15 protein-coding genes are annotated in these 15790 nt (G+C 73.2%); 8 read left to right on the top strand and 7 right to left on the bottom strand.

Annotated elements, in window-relative coordinates:
• Positions 1-212 precede the first annotated feature (212 nt).
• From IPT68_RS22675 to deoC, 3 genes are read right to left on the bottom strand one after another with little or no spacing between them, the layout of a single operon-like run.
• Entirely contained in the window at positions 213-1121 is a 909-nt protein-coding gene (locus IPT68_RS22675; RefSeq protein ID WP_189702241.1) for an aldehyde dehydrogenase family protein, read from the bottom strand.
• Complete coding sequence (locus tag IPT68_RS22670; protein ID WP_189702240.1) at positions 1114-2544, bottom strand: aldehyde dehydrogenase family protein; 1431 nt, start codon at positions 2542-2544, stop codon at positions 1114-1116. The genes IPT68_RS22675 and IPT68_RS22670 overlap by 8 nt, the downstream gene beginning before the upstream one ends.
• A 6-nt stretch (positions 2545-2550) precedes the next feature.
• Entirely contained in the window at positions 2551-3501 is a 951-nt protein-coding gene (deoC, locus tag IPT68_RS22665; RefSeq protein WP_189702239.1) for a deoxyribose-phosphate aldolase, read from the bottom strand.
• Positions 3502-4391: 890 nt separating this feature from the next.
• On the opposite strand from deoC, the gene IPT68_RS22660 reads away from it, so the two are divergent.
• The gene (locus tag IPT68_RS22660) at positions 4392-5066 is read left to right on the top strand and encodes a PH domain-containing protein (protein WP_189702238.1); all 675 of its coding nucleotides are present in this window, start codon (positions 4392-4394) and stop codon (positions 5064-5066) included.
• Positions 5067-5360: 294 nt separating this feature from the next.
• Positions 5361-7073 carry a hypothetical protein gene (locus IPT68_RS22655; protein WP_189702237.1) on the top strand — a complete coding sequence of 571 codons (1713 nt, stop codon included), beginning with the start codon at positions 5361-5363 and terminating at the stop codon, positions 7071-7073.
• A gap of 23 nt (positions 7074-7096) precedes the next feature.
• On the opposite strand, the gene IPT68_RS22650 is transcribed toward IPT68_RS22655, so the two are convergent.
• Positions 7097-7696, bottom strand: a complete 600-nt coding sequence (locus IPT68_RS22650) for a class I SAM-dependent methyltransferase (RefSeq protein ID WP_228039813.1) — start codon at positions 7694-7696, stop codon at positions 7097-7099.
• 119 nt (positions 7697-7815) lie between these two features.
• Here IPT68_RS22650 and IPT68_RS22645 point away from each other — a divergent pair, with 119 nt between their 5' ends.
• Positions 7816-8313 (top strand): DUF2975 domain-containing protein, encoded by a 498-nt coding sequence (locus IPT68_RS22645; protein ID WP_189702235.1) that lies wholly within the window; start codon positions 7816-7818, stop codon positions 8311-8313.
• On the top strand, positions 8313-8597 hold the full coding sequence (locus IPT68_RS22640) for a helix-turn-helix domain-containing protein (RefSeq protein WP_228039812.1): 285 nt from the start codon (positions 8313-8315) through the stop codon (positions 8595-8597). Before IPT68_RS22645 ends, IPT68_RS22640 begins: the two co-directional genes overlap by 1 nt.
• Before the next feature lie 237 nt (positions 8598-8834).
• Here IPT68_RS22640 and IPT68_RS22635 read toward each other — a convergent pair whose 3' ends face one another.
• Complete coding sequence (locus tag IPT68_RS22635; RefSeq protein WP_189702234.1) at positions 8835-9236, bottom strand: hypothetical protein; 402 nt, start codon at positions 9234-9236, stop codon at positions 8835-8837.
• 164 nt (positions 9237-9400) lie between these two features.
• Positions 9401-10759 (bottom strand): FAD-binding oxidoreductase, encoded by a 1359-nt coding sequence (locus IPT68_RS22630; protein WP_228039811.1) that lies wholly within the window; start codon positions 10757-10759, stop codon positions 9401-9403.
• 241 nt (positions 10760-11000) lie between these two features.
• Here IPT68_RS22630 and IPT68_RS22625 point away from each other — a divergent pair, with 241 nt between their 5' ends.
• Entirely contained in the window at positions 11001-11636 is a 636-nt protein-coding gene (locus IPT68_RS22625; RefSeq protein ID WP_228039810.1) for a uridine kinase family protein, read from the top strand.
• Positions 11637-11837: 201 nt separating this feature from the next.
• Here the strand turns inward: IPT68_RS22625 and IPT68_RS22620 are convergent, their stop codons facing one another.
• Positions 11838-12653, bottom strand: a complete 816-nt coding sequence (locus IPT68_RS22620; RefSeq protein WP_189702232.1) for a SigE family RNA polymerase sigma factor — start codon at positions 12651-12653, stop codon at positions 11838-11840.
• 242 nt (positions 12654-12895) lie between these two features.
• Here IPT68_RS22620 and afsQ1 point away from each other — a divergent pair, with 242 nt between their 5' ends.
• The 3 genes from afsQ1 to IPT68_RS22605 are packed head-to-tail and all read left to right on the top strand — an operon-like array spanning position 12896 to position 15734.
• Entirely contained in the window at positions 12896-13573 is a 678-nt protein-coding gene (gene afsQ1 / locus IPT68_RS22615) for a two-component system response regulator AfsQ1 (RefSeq protein ID WP_189702231.1), read from the top strand.
• Positions 13570-15135, top strand: coding sequence for a sensor histidine kinase (locus tag IPT68_RS22610; RefSeq protein ID WP_189702230.1), 1566 nt, complete (start codon positions 13570-13572; stop codon positions 15133-15135). The genes afsQ1 and IPT68_RS22610 overlap by 4 nt, the downstream gene beginning before the upstream one ends.
• The gene (locus IPT68_RS22605) at positions 15132-15734 is read left to right on the top strand and encodes a hypothetical protein (RefSeq protein WP_189702229.1); all 603 of its coding nucleotides are present in this window, start codon (positions 15132-15134) and stop codon (positions 15732-15734) included. The genes IPT68_RS22610 and IPT68_RS22605 overlap by 4 nt, the downstream gene beginning before the upstream one ends.
• Positions 15735-15790: the final 56 nt, after the last annotated feature.

Below are 15790 nucleotides of genomic sequence, written 5' to 3'. Positions count from 1 at the left end.
TCCCTCCCGGACGCCCTGCCCGGTCCCTCGGCGCCCACCATGGAACCGGTGTCCGGCGCCACACCTGTCCCCCCAGGCGCCCGGCACCAGGCGCCCCGGTCATCCCCTGATCGGCGCGCCCGGGGCCGGACGCGGGCCCGGTCCCGGCTCCCACTCGCCGGAGAGCCGCGCCTCGCACCCGGCGAAGACGCGGCTCCAGGAGTCCGTCGTGATCAGTACGAGGAGCCCGACGCCCCCAACGAACCCGTGGGGTGCCACACCGTCTTGGTCTCCAGGAACGCCGTCATGCGGTCGGTCCCCGGCGTCTCGGCGTAATCCACAGGCTGTGGACGCAGCACCCGCTTGAGGTTGTCCGCCGCGGCGATCTCCAGCTCCTTCGCCAGTGCCTCGTCCGCGCCCGCCAGGTCGATCGCGTTGACGTCCTGGTGCGCGGCCAGGGGCGCCGCGATCTCCGCCGTACGGCCGGACAGGACGTTGACCACACCGCCGGGGACGTCGGAGGTGGCCAGCACCTCGGCCAGGGACAGGGCCGGGAGCGGGGACTTCTCGGAGGCGATCACCACCGCCGTGTTGCCCGTCGCGATCACCGGGGCGACCACCGAGACCAGGCCCAGGAAGGACGACTCCTGGGGGGCGACCACGGCCACCACACCGGTCGGCTCGGGAGAGGACAGGTTGAAGAACGGGCCCGCCACCGGGTTCCCGCCGCCGACCACCTGGGCGATCTTGTCGGTCCAGCCCGCGTACCAGACCCAGCGGTCGATCGTCGCGTCGACCACCGCCGCCGCCTTCGACTTGGACAGGCCCTCCGCGTCCGCGACCTCGCGCGCGAACTGGTCCCGGCGCCCCTCCAGCATCTCCGCGACGCGGTAGAGGACCTGCCCGCGGTTGTAGGCCGTCGCCCCCGACCACGCGCCGAACGCCTTGCGCGCGGCGACCACCGCGTCCCGGGCGTCCTTGCGGGACGCCTGCGGCGCGTTGGCCAGCCAGTTGCCCTTGCCCGCCGCGTCAGCGGCTGATGCAGCTGTCGTCACCTCGTACACCCGGCCGCTCTCGGAACGCGGGAACTTCCCGCCGATGTACAGCTTGTAGGTCTTGAACACACTGAGTCGGTCAGACATCGAGGTACGCCTCCAGGCCGTGGCGGCCGCCCTCGCGGCCGAAGCCCGACTCCTTGTAGCCGCCGAAGGGCGAGGTCGGGTCGAACTTGTTGAACGTGTTGGACCAGACCACGCCCGCGCGCAGCTTGCCGGCCACGGCCAGGATGCGGGACCCCTTCTCGGTCCAGATGCCCGCCGACAGGCCGTACGGCGTGTTGTTGGCCTTGGCGACGGCCTCGTCCGGCGTACGGAACGTCAGCACCGACAGGACCGGGCCGAAGATCTCGTCGCGGGCGACCGTGTGCGCCTGGGTGACGTTGGTGAACAGCGTCGGGGCGAACCAGTAGCCGGACGACGGCAGCTCACACGCCGGGGACCAGCGCTCGGCGCCCTCCGCCTCGCCCTGGTCGGCGAGCGCGGTGATCCGCGCCAGCTGCTCGGCGGAGTTGATCGCGCCGATGTCCGTGTTCTTGTCGAGCGGGTCGCCCAGGCGCAGCGTCGACAGGCGGCGCTTCAGCGCCTGCAGCAGCTCCTCCTCGATCGACTCCTGCACCAGCAGGCGGCTGCCCGCGCAGCAGACCTGGCCCTGGTTGAAGAAGATGCCGTTGACGATGCCCTCGACGGCCTGGTCGATCGGGGCGTCGTCGAAGACGATGTTCGCGCCCTTGCCGCCCAGTTCGAGGGTGAGCTTCTTGCGCGTCCCGGCGACCGTCCGCGCGATCTGCTTGCCGACCGCCGTGGATCCGGTGAACGCGACCTTGTTCACGTCAGGGTGCGAGACGACCGCGGCGCCCGCGTCGCCGTAGCCCGGGAGGATGTTGACGACGCCCTTGGGCAGGCCGGCCTGCCGGCAGATGTCCGCGAAGAACAGGGCGGACAGCGGCGTCGTCTCCGCGGGCTTCAGCACGACCGTGTTGCCGGTCGCCAGCGCCGGGGCGATCTTCCACGCCAGCATGAGCAGGGGGAAGTTCCACGGGATGACCTGGCCCGCCACGCCCAGCGGCTTCGGGGACGGCCCGAACCCGGCGTGGTCGAGCTTGTCGGCCCAGCCCGCGTAGTAGAAGAAGTGCGCCGCCACGAGGGGCAGGTCGGCGTCCCTCGTCTCCCTGATCGGCTTGCCGTTGTCCAGGGTTTCCAGGACCGCCAGCTCGCGGGAGCGCTCCTGGATGATGCGGGCGATGCGGAACAGGTACTTGGCGCGCTCGGCGCCGGGCAACGCGGACCACTTCTCGAACGCCTTGCGCGCGGCCCGCACGGCGCGGTCGACGTCCGCCTCGCCGGCCTGCGCGACCTCGGAGAGGACCTCCTCGGTGGCCGGGGAGACCGTCTTGAAGACCTTGCCGTCGGCCGCCTCGACGAACTCGCCGTCGATGAACAGGCCGTAGGAGGGCGCGATGTCGACGATCGCGCGGGACTCGGGCGCCGGTGCGTACTCAAAGGTCATGATGGATCAGTCCACCGTCACGTAGTCGGGGCCGGAGTAGCGGCCGGTGGCCAGCTTCTGACGCTGCATCAGCAAGTCGTTCAGCAGCGAGGAGGCGCCGAAGCGGAACCAGTGGTTGTCCAGCCAGTCCGCCCCGACGGTCTCGTTGACCAGGACGAGGAACTTGATCGCGTCCTTGGACGTGCGGATGCCGCCGGCCGGCTTCACACCGACCTGGACGCCGGTCTGGGCGCGGAAGTCGCGCACCGCCTCCAGCATGAGGAGGGTGTTCGCCGGAGTCGCGTTGACGGCGACCTTTCCGGTCGAGGTCTTGATGAAGTCGGCGCCCGCCAGCATGCCGAGCCAGCTCGCGCGGCGGATGTTGTCGTACGTCGACAGCTCGCCGGTCTCGAAGATGACCTTCAGACGGGCCGACGTGCCGCAGGCCTCCTTCACGGCGACGATCTCGTCGTACACCTTCATGTACCGGCCCGCGAGGAAGGCCCCGCGGTCGATGACCATGTCGATCTCGTCGGCGCCGGCCGCCACGGCCTCGCGCACGTCCGCCAGCTTCACGGAGAGCGGGGCGCGGCCGGCCGGGAAGGCGGTGGCGACCGAGGCCACCTTGACGGTGGAGCCGGCGACGGCCTGCTTGGCGGCGGCCACCATGTCGGGATAGACGCAGACGGCCGCGGTCGCCGGGGCCGTACGGTCCGTCGGGTCCGGGTGGACCGCCTTGGCGCCGAGCGCCCGGACCTTGCCCGGGGTGTCCGCGCCTTCCAGCGTCGTCAGGTCGACCATCGAGATGGCGAGGTCGATGGCGTACGCCTTCGCGGTGGTCTTGATGGAACGGGTGCCGAGGGAGGCGGCGCGCGCCTCCAGGCCGACCGCGTCGACGCCGGGCAGCCCGTGCAGGAAGCGGCGCAGCGTACTGTCGGAGGCCGCCACGTCCGTCAGGGTGTGTGCAGTGGTGGGCATGGTCACCAGACGAGCATATCTACGCGCGTAGCGGCTGTACAGCCCCTGGGGCTTGTCGGGCGGGGGCGTTGGGCGGGGCGGGCGGGCTTGGGGCGGCCCGGTGGCCGCTGGAGCCATCGGCTGTGGGCAGCGCGGTGCCCGGCCAAAGCCGCCGGGCTCGGGGCGGGGGGTGGTGGGTGGGTGTGGGAGCGGGCGAGCTTGAGGGCGCTGTGGCTGTGAAACCCGCCGGGCGTGCGTGGGGCGGCGGCCGGTGACCTGCCCGGGACGGGCCAGGCGACCTGCCTCGGACGGCCGGGCCACGACTGGCGACCTCCCGGGGAGGAGCCGGACGGCGGCAGGCGACCTGCCCAGGACAGGCCAGGCGACCTGCCTCGGACGGCCAGGCCACGACTGGCGACCTCCCGGGGAGGAGCCGGACGGCGGCAGGCGACCTGCCCAGGACAGGCCAGGCGACCTGCCTCAAACGGCCAGGCCACGACTGGCGACCTCCCGGCAAGGAGCTGGACGGCGGCAGCGACCTGCCCGGGACGGGCCAGGCGACCTGCCTCAAACGGCCAGGCCACGACTGGCGACCTCCCGGCAAGGAGCTGGACGGCGGCAGCGACCTGCCCAGGACGGGCCAGGCGACCTGCCTCAAACGGCCAGGCCACGACTGGCGACCTCCCGGCAAGGAGCTGGACGGCGGCAGCGACCTGCCCAGGACGGGCCAGGCGACCTGCCTCAAACGGCCAGGCCACGACTGGCGACCTCCCGGGGAGGAGCTGGACGGCGGCAGCGACCTGCCCGGGATGAGCGGGACGGCGGCTGACGACCGGCCCAGCAGGGGAAGCTGCGGGCCCGGGGCCGACCGGGCGTTCGGGGTGTCGGTGGCGTCGGGCAGAATCGGGGGCATGACGACCCCGGACCAGCCGTCCCCCGCGCCGCAGCCTCCGCGCCCCACGACCCGTGACCGGGTCTACCGGTCACCCATGGGTCTCGTCGGCGGCGTCCTGATGCTCGGCCTCGCCGCCTGGCTCGGCGTGGACGCGATCATCAGGGGCGAGGGCCGCACACCGTGGCTGGCACTCGCCACGCTGCTCCTCGTGGTGCCCCTGGTCGTCGCCTTCACCCTGCGCCCGGCCGTGTACGCCGGCGAGGACCGCCTGCGCGTCCGCAACCCCTTCCGCTCGATCGTGCTGCCCTGGGGCGAGGTCGCCTCCCTGCGCTCCGGGTACACCAACGAGGTCGTCAGCAAGGCCGGCACCAAGTTCCAGCTGTGGGCCGTCCCCGTCTCCCTGCGCGGACGCGGCCGGGCCGCACGCAAGGAGGCGCGGCGCGCGAGCCAGGCCGCCGGGGACGGGAGAACCCGTGCCCGTGGAATCGACGGGCTGGCGGACGTCGAGCTCCACGACGGCCCGTTCCGCGCCGAGAGCGACCAGATCATGCACGACCTCCGCCTGACGCTGGAGGCCCGTGAGAAGGCCCGGACGGCCCAGGGCGAGGTGACCGTCCGCTGGGCGTACGAGATCGCAGGGCCTGCGGTCGCCGGGGCGGTGCTGCTGGTCATCCTGCTGGTGGCCGGCTGACGGGTGGACCGTCTCGGGACCGGTCCTGCGGCGGCGGGGACCGGGGCTCGGAAGCGGGAGCGGCGACGGCAGGGGGAGCGACTGATCGAGCAGGTCCGCCGTGCGCCTGCCCGGACGTCCGCCCCAGGTCGTTCGTCGGGTTCGGCCCGCGCCACCGCCTCGATCCGCCCTGCCTCCTTCGCCCAACGACGGACGTTCCTTCCGGTCGGGCCTGCCCTGCTTGCTCCGCCTGTTCCGCCTCCTCCGCCCGCGACGCCACACGGCGGTGACGGCCGCCCTGACGACTGGTAGACCATGCGCTCGACCCCCGCTCCCGGACAGCCGCGACCGCTTCCCCTGCCGCTGCCTGCCACCTCGATACCCGACGGCTGCCGTCCCTGGAACGCCAAGGACGCCCGTCGCTGGGCGCACGCCCTGCCGCCCAGGTGGGTACCGCTGCGGTGGCGGGCGCTGTACGTCGGCGGGGCGGTGGCCGTCGGCGGGGCGGTGGCCGTCGCCGCGCCGGCCGCCGGTCTGCTCACGCTGTACGCCGGCCTGTGGCCGTGGGTCGCGGCGCTGGCCGCGGCGCATGCGGTGTGGGCGGTGGTGCGGCCGGAGGCAGTGCTGCTCTGCGCTCCCGTCGCCGTCGCCCTGGTCCTCTGCACGCCGGGGGCGGGGCGGGGAGCGACCCTGGCGGTCGTGGCGGGCTTGGTGACCGTAGGGGTGGCCGCGTGGCTTCGGTCGGCGGCGCGACGGCGACAGCGGGAGGTGGCGGGGGCGGCGACGGCAGGCGTGGTCGCCGCTCTGCCGGACGGTCGTACGCCGCTGAGGCGCGGAGCGTTTCTCACCGGGCTCGGCCTGACGCTCGTCGGCGGTGGGGCTGTGGCGCTCGCCACCGTCGATCACTGGGCGGTGGCCGGCGGCAGACGTGCGGAACTGTCGTTCGGCTGGCTGCTGGTGTTCCTCGCGCTGTCCGTGGTCGCCTCGGGCGCGCTGGGGCGGTGGCGCGCCGCGGCGCTGCGGGGCACGGAGGCCGTACCCGTACTGCGGGTCCTGGTGCGGGACAGCGCCGACGGCGACACGGAGGTCTTCGCGGCCGACGACGTCACGGCGACGCGGCCACTCTTCACGGTGGCGCTGACGCGGGCCGGCAAGACTTCGGACGACGAGGACGACGAGGACGACGAGGACGACGACGAGGAGGACCTGGACGCGCACTTCGACCGCATGGCCTCCGAGGAGCCCGGCCCGCTGCGGGAGGCCGTCCTGTACGGCGTCCCGTACGACGGCGCCGAGATGGTGCTGGTCAGCGCGGCCGAAGAGGCGGACGAGCCGCCGCTCGTCGAGCGGTCGGCGGGGCCGGTGCGGCCGTGTCCCGACGCGACCGTACGGCGTCTGGTCGCGGCCGGAGAACGCGCGGGGGCCGAGGAGCGCCGGCAACGGGAACTGAGGAACGCGGTCGCGGAGACGATCACCGCGGTGCCGGTGCGGCGGTGGCGTGCGGGCGGGGCGGACTGGCTGGCCACCGCGTTCCTGGCGCAGTGGGGACTGTGGGTGTGCTGGGGCTGGTTCACGGCAGGGGACGGCACGCCTTGGAAGCCGGTGCTCATCGAGGTGCTCGGCGTGTTCGGCGCCTGCCGCCTGGTGGTGAAGTCGCGCTGGCGCCTGACCGCCGACCGCACCGGGCTGTGGCTGAACGGTCTGCGCGGCCCCCGCCACATCCCCTGGGAGGACGTCCGCGCCGTCCACCGCGAGTCGTTCCGGCTGAAGCTGCGCTGGCGCGACGGCGGTTGGTCGGTGTCGGCGCCGTACTGGCGCCGCCTGGAGCGCAGGCGGGGACGGCCGCACCCGTACGACGCCCTGGCCGCCGAACTCACGGCGCTGCTCGCCGATCCGCGGCTGCGCCCGACCGGGGAGAGCGGGGCGCGGGAGCGCGGACGCCCGCTGTGGCCGCCGGCCGCCGCGATCGCGGTGGCGTGGTCGATCGCGGTGATGTGGACGTGGGCCGGAGCCGCGGGGTGGCGGTAGCCGTTCGACGGCGCGCGGCGGCACTACCGGGAGCGCACCGCCTCCAGTTGCGCCGCCCGTGACGCCATGCGGGTCGGAGGCTGCCAGGTCCAGGTGCGCACGGAGGGGAAACCGGCTGCCCGGACCGTGTCGGCGAGGGTCGGCAGGTCGGTGGGGAGAAACCTCTCGTGGACGGAGAGCAGGAGGCGGCCGCCGGGGCGCAGGACGCGGTGGAGTTCGGCGAGGGCGGCGGGGACGTCGGGCCAGAGCTGGAGGTTGTTGACGGAGATCACGACGTCGGCGGAGGAGTCCGGCTGACCGGTGCGCGCCGCGGTGCCGGGGCTCAGGCGGAGGCGGCCGCGGGCGATCAGCGGTGCGCAGCGGCGGCGGGCCATGGCACGCATAACCTCGGAGGGATCGACGCCCACGACGTGGGCCGAGCGTTCGGCGGCGGCTGCGAGGCCGATGCCGGGGCCTGGGCCGACGACGAGGACGACGTCGTCTTCGGCGGGGGCGGCGAGAGCCACGACATGACGTTCGGTGGCCGCGTTGCCGCGGGCCATGAGCCGGCCGCCCAGGCGGCCGAGGGGACCGCTGGGCCGGCCGAAGCACTTGGTCAGGAGCCACCTGGTGACGCTTTCCACGTCCGCATCCAAACACGCGGGCCGGCTCCGCGCACGGGGACGGCACATCGCGGCACACGACTTGCCAGACCTATCGAAAATCGATAGCTTCCTATCGTAGGTCGATTGAAGGAGGGGTCATGGGGCAGGTGACGACGCTTGCTTTGCGAGGCGTGCTGGTGGCACTGCTGGCCGGGTCGGTGTTCGTACAGGCCGTGATGGTGCCGCTGATCGGGGCCGATCTGGAGGAGAGCGGATCCGAGTTGGCGTATCCGCGGGCCGCGTATCTGGTGGTGCTCGTTCTGGGAATCGTCACCGTGCAGGTCGTGCTCGTCTGCGTGTGGCGGCTGGTGACCATGGTCCGGCGCGGCACCGTGTTCTCGCACGCCGCCTTCCGGTACGTGGACGTCGTCATCTGGGCCATCGCCGCGGCCGCCGTCCTGCTGAGCGCGTTCGGGTACATGCTCGCGCCGGGCGAGGCCGTGGCGCCGGGCGTCGTGCTGCTGATCGGCGGGGTGATCGTGGCCGTGCTGGGCGTCGCGCTCATCGTGCTCGTGCTGCGGATGCTGCTGGCGCAGGCCGTCGCGCGCGACGTCGAGGCGGCGCGGCTGGAGGCCGAGTTGCAGGGAGTGATCTGATGCCGATCGCCGTCGACATCGACGTGATGCTGGCCAGGCGGAAGATGTCCGTGGGTGAGCTCGCCGAGCGCGTCGGAATCACCCCTGCCAATCTGGCGGTGCTCAAGAACGGCCGCGCGAAGGCCGTACGGTTCTCCACGCTCGCCGCGCTGTGCGAGGTGCTGGAGTGCCAGCCGGGGGATCTGCTGCGGTGGGAAGCCGGCGAGGAGGGCCCGGGCGAGGACCACCGGCCCGCGGCCGCGACAGCCGGTACGACGACGGAGGGCGCCGCCCCCACGCGCTAGGGACAGGCCGCGGCCGTACGGAGCGGTGGGGCCCGCGCTCCGACGAGCCGGGCCCCGGATTCCCGCCCAACAGGGTTCCGCGCCCTGGCGAGCACCGTGCACACCCCGCCGCCCCGGCCGGCAGTGCGCCGGACCGGCAGACCGGGAGACGCGATGGAACAGACGGACCGGACACACCAGGGCCGCGCACCCCGTCACCAGGGACGCGCGGCCCTTCGCACGCCGAGCCCGCGAGGCTCAGGTCAGCAACCCCGTCGCCTGCCCCACCACCGGCACGCTCCCGACCGACGGGGCCTGCGCCACGGGACCCGTGACGGCCTTGGACGTCACGGGCTTGAAGTCGGCCAGCTGGGTGCCCACGCCGTTGTCGAGGGGGTCCACGCCGGTCCCGGCGAGCGGGTTGGGCTTGAGGCCGGCGACCGGGCCCGCGACGTAGCGGACGGAGCCGGTCAGGGCGGCCCCGCCCGCCTGGGGGTCGATCTTGCCGAGAGAGGTGGGGCGGGTGTGGACCATACCCAGGATCGACTCGGCGTCCGCGGCGGCCGGCGTCGCGGATGCGCTCAGGGCCGCCCCCGCCGTCGCGAGGACGGCCAGGGCACGCCGGGTGGTGGACTGGAGGGGGAAGTCGTGTCGAGCCATCGGTTGCGGCCACCTCGTGTAGCACTGGGTAATCAGGTCGCAACGTAGGGTAGTTGAGAGTGCGTGTGAGCTGCAATCAGCGCGCCGGGCACCGCGACGAGCGGGATGTCGTCACGACTCACGTCACCGCACCGCCCGCGACCTTCGCAACCGCGCCCCCACCCCTAACCGTCCAGCACCACCCCCGGATTGAGCACCCCCTGCGGATCCAGTGCCGCCTTCACCGACCGCATCACCGCGATCTCCGCCTCCGACCGGCTCAGGCGCAGATGGCGGGCCTTGGCCCGCCCCACCCCGTGCTCGGCGCTGATGCTCCCGCCCACGGCCGCCACCCGCTGAAGCACAGCGCTGGTGACCGCCTCCTCGTCCTCGGCCGCCACGTCCAGCAGGTTGACGTGCAGGTTGCCCTCCGCCAAGTGCCCGAAAAGATACGGCCGCCCCCGCCCCGCCAGCACCCGTGGCAGCTCGGCGACGAAGCCGGGCAGCTCGGCCAACGGAAGCGTCACGTCCAGCTTCAGCGGAACCCCCGCCGCGTTGATCGACTCGGTGTGCCGCTCCCTGTAGGCGGTCAGCCGCCGCCGGTCGGCGTCCGCCAGCGCGACCGCCGTCTCCCCCGGCCCCGCCCCGTCGAGCACGTCGGCCAGTTCCTCGGCCGGATCGCGCCGCCCCGCGCACTCCACCAGCAGATACACCGGGTAGGCCGTCCGGAACGGGGCGGGCAGCCCGGTCGTCTCCAGCACCAGCGCGAGCCCTTCGGCCATGAAGAACTCCGCCAGCTCCAGCGAGTCCAGCACCCGCAGTCGCGCCACCAGATCGAGCGCAGCCCGCAGCGAGTCGAGCCCCACCAGCGCGGTCACCCGCTCCGGCAGCCGGGGCACCAGCCGCAGCCGGGCACGCGTCACCACCGCCAGCGTCCCCTCACTGCCGATCAGCAGGCCGGTCAGGTCGTACCCGGTGTTGTCCTTGGGCAGCCCGGCCAGCCGGTCCAGCACGGTCCCGTCGGCCAGCACGGCCTCCAGCCCGGCCACGTTGGCCCGCGTGGTGCCGTACCGCACGACCCGCTCGCCGCCCGCGTTGGTCGCGATCATCCCGCCCAGGGTCGCCGAGTCCCGGGCGGCCAGGTCGACGCCGAACTGAAGTCCGTACGCGGCGACATGGCGGTGCAGGTCGGACAGCACGACACCGGCACCGACCGTCACCTGCCCCGCGGCCGGGTCGACGTCCCCGATGCAGTCCAGCCGCCGAAGCGACAGCACGACCTCGCCTCCGTCCGGCGTCGGCACCGAAGCGCCGACCAGCCCGGTGTTGCCGCCCTGCGCGACCACCGGCACGCCGGCCGCGTGGCACAGCCGCAGCACCTGAGCCACCTGGGCGGTGTCGCCGGGCCGCACCACCAGCCGGGCGCGGCCCCGGTAACGGCCGGTGAAGTCGGTCTCGTACGAGGCGCACAGCGCGGGGTCGCGCAAGACATGGGCCGGCCCGACGACGGCGGACAGCCGCTGGGCGAGACGATCGGTATCCACGGTCGGCCACTCCTCGTCGTACGGGGCTCTCCGTCCCGGGGGAACCGGCGACGGAGCGGCGGTGGCGCGCCCGCCCGCCCCCGCACGCATCCTATGAAGTCCTGTGCTCGACCGGCTGAAGTCCCGCGTGCCGACCGGCGCCCGGCCGGCCCTCGGCCCGCGGCAGGGATAATGACGGGATGCGCGCCGGCGAGAGCCTCGCCCGAACCGCCCCCGAGACCGCAGGTAGAAGGACAAGACATTGGGTTCCCAGCCGCCCATACCCACCCGGGTCGTGCTGCTGTGCGGCCCGTCCGGCTCCGGCAAGTCCCTCCTCTCCGCCCGCTCCGGCCTGCCGGTCCTGCGGCTCGACGACTTCTACAAGGAGGGCACGGACCCGACGCTGCCGCTGGTCGAGGGGGGCTCCGACATCGACTGGGACCACCCGGCCTCGTGGGACGCGGACGCGGCCGTCGCGGCGATCGGGGAGCTGTGCCGCACGGGCCGTACCGACCTCCCCGTCTACGACATCTCACTCAGCGCCCGCACCGGCGCCGCGACCCTCGACATCGGGCGGACCCCACTGTTCATCGCTGAGGGCGTCTTCGCCGCCGAGATCGTCTCCCGCTGCCGCGAACTGGGCGTGCTGGCCGACGCGCTGTGCCTGAGCCGCGGCCCGGTGCGCACCTTCCGCCGGCGCTTCGTGCGCGACCTGAAGGAGGGCCGCAAGTCGGTGCCGTTCCTGCTGCGCCGCGGCTGGCGCCTGATGCGCGCCGAGCGTTCCATCGTCGCCCGCCAGACCGCGCTCGGCGCCCACGCCTGCGACCGGGACGAGGCGATGGGCCGCCTGGCCGCGGCGGCGGCCGGCCGCTGCACGACGACACGCACGGCGGCGTAACACCCGCGGAGGGCACGCACGGCACGGCGGCGTAACACCCGCGGACGGAATACACGAAGGCGGGACTGGACGGACCCCCCGGCCCTCCAGCCCCGCTCCCGTGTCCCCCGTGCTCCCCCGCTTTCCCCCCGCTCTACTCCCCCGTGCCCCCGTGATCCCCCCGGCCCCGTACTCCCCCGCACTCCCCGTGGGGCCCGGCCTTCAGGCGACAAGCTCCCCGAAGGCGTGCTGCTCGTCACGGCCGAAGCTGAGGACCTCATCCTCGCGCAGCCGGCGGAGCGACCGCCAGATACTGGACTTCACCGTGCCGACACTGATGTCGAGGATCTCCGCGATCTCCGGGTCCGTGCGGCCCTCGTAGTAGCGCAGGACCAGCATGGTGCGCTGGAGTTCGGGCAGCCGGGCCAGCGCCTGCCACAGGACCGCGCGCAGTTCGGTGCCGCGCATCGCGTCCGTGTCACCGGCCGTCTCCGGCAGTTCCTCGGTCGGGTACTCGTTGAGCTTGCGGCGCCGCCAGGCGCTGATGTGCAGGTTGGTCATGGTGCGGCGGAGGTATCCGCCGACCGCAGCCTTGTCACTGATCCGGTCCCAGGCCCTGTACGTCGAGAACAGCGCGCTCTGCAACAGGTCCTCGGCCTCGAAGCGGTCGCCCGTGAGGTGGTAGGCGGTTGCGTACAGGGAGGCGCGGCGCTCCTGGACGTAGGCGGTGAACTCCGCCTCCGTCAGCGAGCGACGCTCCCCCTGCTCCTCCCCGTACGCGGCTCCCCCGTGCGTCTCCCCCGTGAGACCGTCAACCACCGTCATGTAGGGCTGAAGCCCCGGCTGAAGCCCCTGCTGCGCATGCGCGGTGTGCTGACGCCCAGTGCCCCGGGCGCACCCCCGCCCTCCCCCGCGCTCGAACGAGCTCGCGCGGGAGGGCCCCCCGTCGGCACCGGACTTCTCGGAACCCCGGCCACCGTGCACGTCGTGCAGACGCGTGACCACTGCGCTGGTGCTGGTGCCGTGCAGCGTATTCATCTCGCGCCCCCCGTCGTGGACTTACCGGTGTTCGGTCTTGCTCGTCCTGCTTCCTTGCCTGTGCCGAAAAGCTTGCCGAGCCGACATCATGACCGTGTCCGCCGACTGTCACAGACCTGTCACAGGGCGCGGGTCGCAGCCCGTTCGCGGAACACCCACAGCACGGTCACAGACAGAAGCGGTCCGGCTACGCGGTTGCCCGAGTGTCGAAACGCCGACCCACCATGGGCCAGAATGAGCCCGTGCCTTCCCTGTTGCTGATCGAGGACGACGACGCCATCCGTACGGCCCTGGAGCTCTCACTGACGCGCCAGGGGCACCGCGTGGCGACCGCTGCCAGCGGTGAGGACGGTCTGAAGCTGCTGCGCGAACAGCGGCCGGACCTCATCGTGCTGGATGTGATGCTGCCCGGCATCGACGGATTCGAGGTGTGCCGACGCATCCGGCGCACCGACCAGCTGCCGATCATCCTGCTGACCGCCCGGAGCGACGACATCGACGTGGTGGTCGGGCTGGAGTCCGGCGCCGACGACTACGTCGTCAAACCGGTGCAGGGCCGGGTGCTGGACGCGCGCATCCGGGCCGTGCTGCGGCGCGGCGAGCGGGAGGCGAACGACGCGGCGACCTTCGGCAGCCTCGTCATCGACCGCGCGGCGATGACCGTGACGAAGAACGGCGAGGACCTCCAGCTCACGCCGACCGAGCTGCGGCTGCTGCTGGAGCTGAGCCGGCGGCCCGGTCAGGCGCTGTCCCGGCAGCAGTTGCTGCGGCTGGTCTGGGAGCACGACTACCTCGGTGACTCCCGGCTCGTGGACGCCTGCGTCCAGCGGCTGCGCGCCAAGGTCGAGGACGTGCCGTCGTCCCCGACGCTGATCCGTACCGTGCGGGGCGTCGGCTACCGGCTGGATCCGCCTCAGTGACCGAGGCGCAAGCGGGTCTGCGCGGCTTGACCGCGGCACGCAAGGGAGCTCTGTCCACGCTGCGCTTCACCAGTCTGCGGCTGCGGCTGATCCTCGTGTTCGCGCTGGTGGCGCTGACGGCCGCGGTGTCCGCGTCCGGTATCGCGTACTGGCTCAACCGCGAGGCCGTGCTCACCCGCACCCAGGACGCGGTGCTGCGCGACTTCGAGCAGGAGATGAAGAACCGCGCCGGCGCCCTGCCCGCCCACCCCGGCCAGGACGAACTGCAGCGCACCGCGGGCCAGATGGCCAGCAGCAGCCAGCGCTTCAGCGTGCTCCTCGTCGCCGAGGACGCGAACGGCAGAGCGGTGTACGGCAGTTCCGGCGGCCTGAACGACGGCTTCGCGCTGGCGGACGTACCGACGTCGCTGCGTACGGCCGTGAACAAGCAGCAGCCGCTCTCCGCGAGCAACAAGTCGCCGTACCACCTGTACTGGCAGCGGATCGTCGACGACGGCACCCCGTATCTGGTGGCCGGCACGCGGGTGATCGGCGGCGGGCCGACCGGCTACATGGTCAAGTCGCTGGAGCCGGAGGCCAAGGACCTCAACTCCCTGGCCTGGTCGCTGGGCATCGCCACCGGTCTCGCGCTGATCGGCTCGGCACTGCTCGCGCAGGCCGCCGCCACGACCGTGCTGAAGCCGGTGCACCGGCTCGGTGTCGCCGCGCGGCGGCTCGGGGAGGGTGAGCTGGACACCCGGCTGAGGGTGTCGGGGACCGACGAACTGGCCGATCTGTCGCGCACGTTCAACATGGCCGCGGAGGCTCTGGAGAAGCGGGTCGCGGACATGGCCGCGCGGGACGAGGCGTCCCGTCGGTTCGTCGCGGACATGAGTCATGAGCTGCGCACGCCGCTCACGGCGATCACCGCGGTGACCGAGGTGCTGGAGGAGGAGCTGGACTCCGAGAGCGGCGGCCTCGACCCGATGATCGAGCCCGCGGTACGGCTGGTGGTGAGCGAGACCCGGCGGCTGAACGACCTGGTGGAGAACCTCATGGAGGTCACCCGCTTCGACGCGGGCACCGCCCGGCTGGTCCTGGACGACGTCGACGTCGCCGACCAGATCACCGCCTGCATCGACGCCCGCGCCTGGCTGGACGCGGTCGAGCTGGACGCCGAGCGCGGCATCCACGCCCGCCTCGACCCGCGCCGCCTGGACGTCATACTCGCCAACCTCATCGGCAACGCGCTCAAGCACGGCGGTTCGCCGGTGCGGGTGGCCGTGCGCGAGGAGGACAGCGAGGTCGTCATCCAGGTGCGCGACCACGGGCCCGGCATCCCCGAGGATGTCCTGCCGCACGTCTTCGACCGCTTCTACAAGGCCAGCGCCTCCCGCCCGCGGTCCGAGGGCAGCGGCCTCGGCCTGTCCATCGCCCTGGAGAACGCCCACATCCACGGCGGCGACATCACCGCCGCGAACTCGCCCGAGGGCGGCGCGGTGTTCACGCTGCGGCTGCCGCGGGACGCGTCGGACGTGGTGCGGGCGGCGGAGGAGAAGCACTCCGAGAAGGGGGAGGCGTGAGGAAGGCTCGTTGGCCGGCTCTGCCGGTGCTCGCCGCGCTGCTCGCCGGGTGCGGCATCCGGGCCACCGAGGTGCCGACGGACTTCGGCCCGGCGCCGTCGCGGGCGCACTGCTCACTGGCCGGGCAGCGGACCGCCCCGCAGTCCGCGCCGGGCATGCCGGTGCAGGTGTTCCTGCTCTGCGGATCGTCGCTGGTCACCGTCGACCGGACCGTGCGGGTGCCCGAGGGCGCGGAGGACTCGAAACGGCGGGTGCTGGTCGCTCAGGGGCTGCTGGACGAACTCGCCAGGACGCCGTCGGCGGCCGAGAAGCAGGCCGGGTACTCCACGAACGTGCGCGGCGGGACGACGGTGGGCGGGCCCGGCCCGAGGGACCCGGACGACACCCTGCGGCTGACGACCGCCCCCGGCGACCTCACCGCGTACGCGCTCGCCCAGGTCGTCTGCACGTTCTCCGACTCGGCGGCGGCCGAGGGCGACGGCTCGGTGATTCTCGGCGGGCCCGGTGCCGCGCCGCCCCGCCGTTACGAGTGCACCGCCGACGTCCGCGCCCGCCCGGGCGAGGCGGAACCGCCGTCGACGGAGGTCACGGCCGGCTGACGGCAGGTGTGGCGCAGCCCTCACGCGGGTACGGGGTCCCGACACGGAACCGATCC

Source organism: Streptomyces chromofuscus (assembly GCF_015160875.1).
In the GTDB taxonomy this organism is placed as follows: Bacteria; Actinomycetota; Actinomycetes; order Streptomycetales; family Streptomycetaceae; genus Streptomyces; species Streptomyces chromofuscus.
Note: the sequence above shows the minus strand (reverse complement) of the source record. Positions and strands in the feature narration are given on the sequence as shown.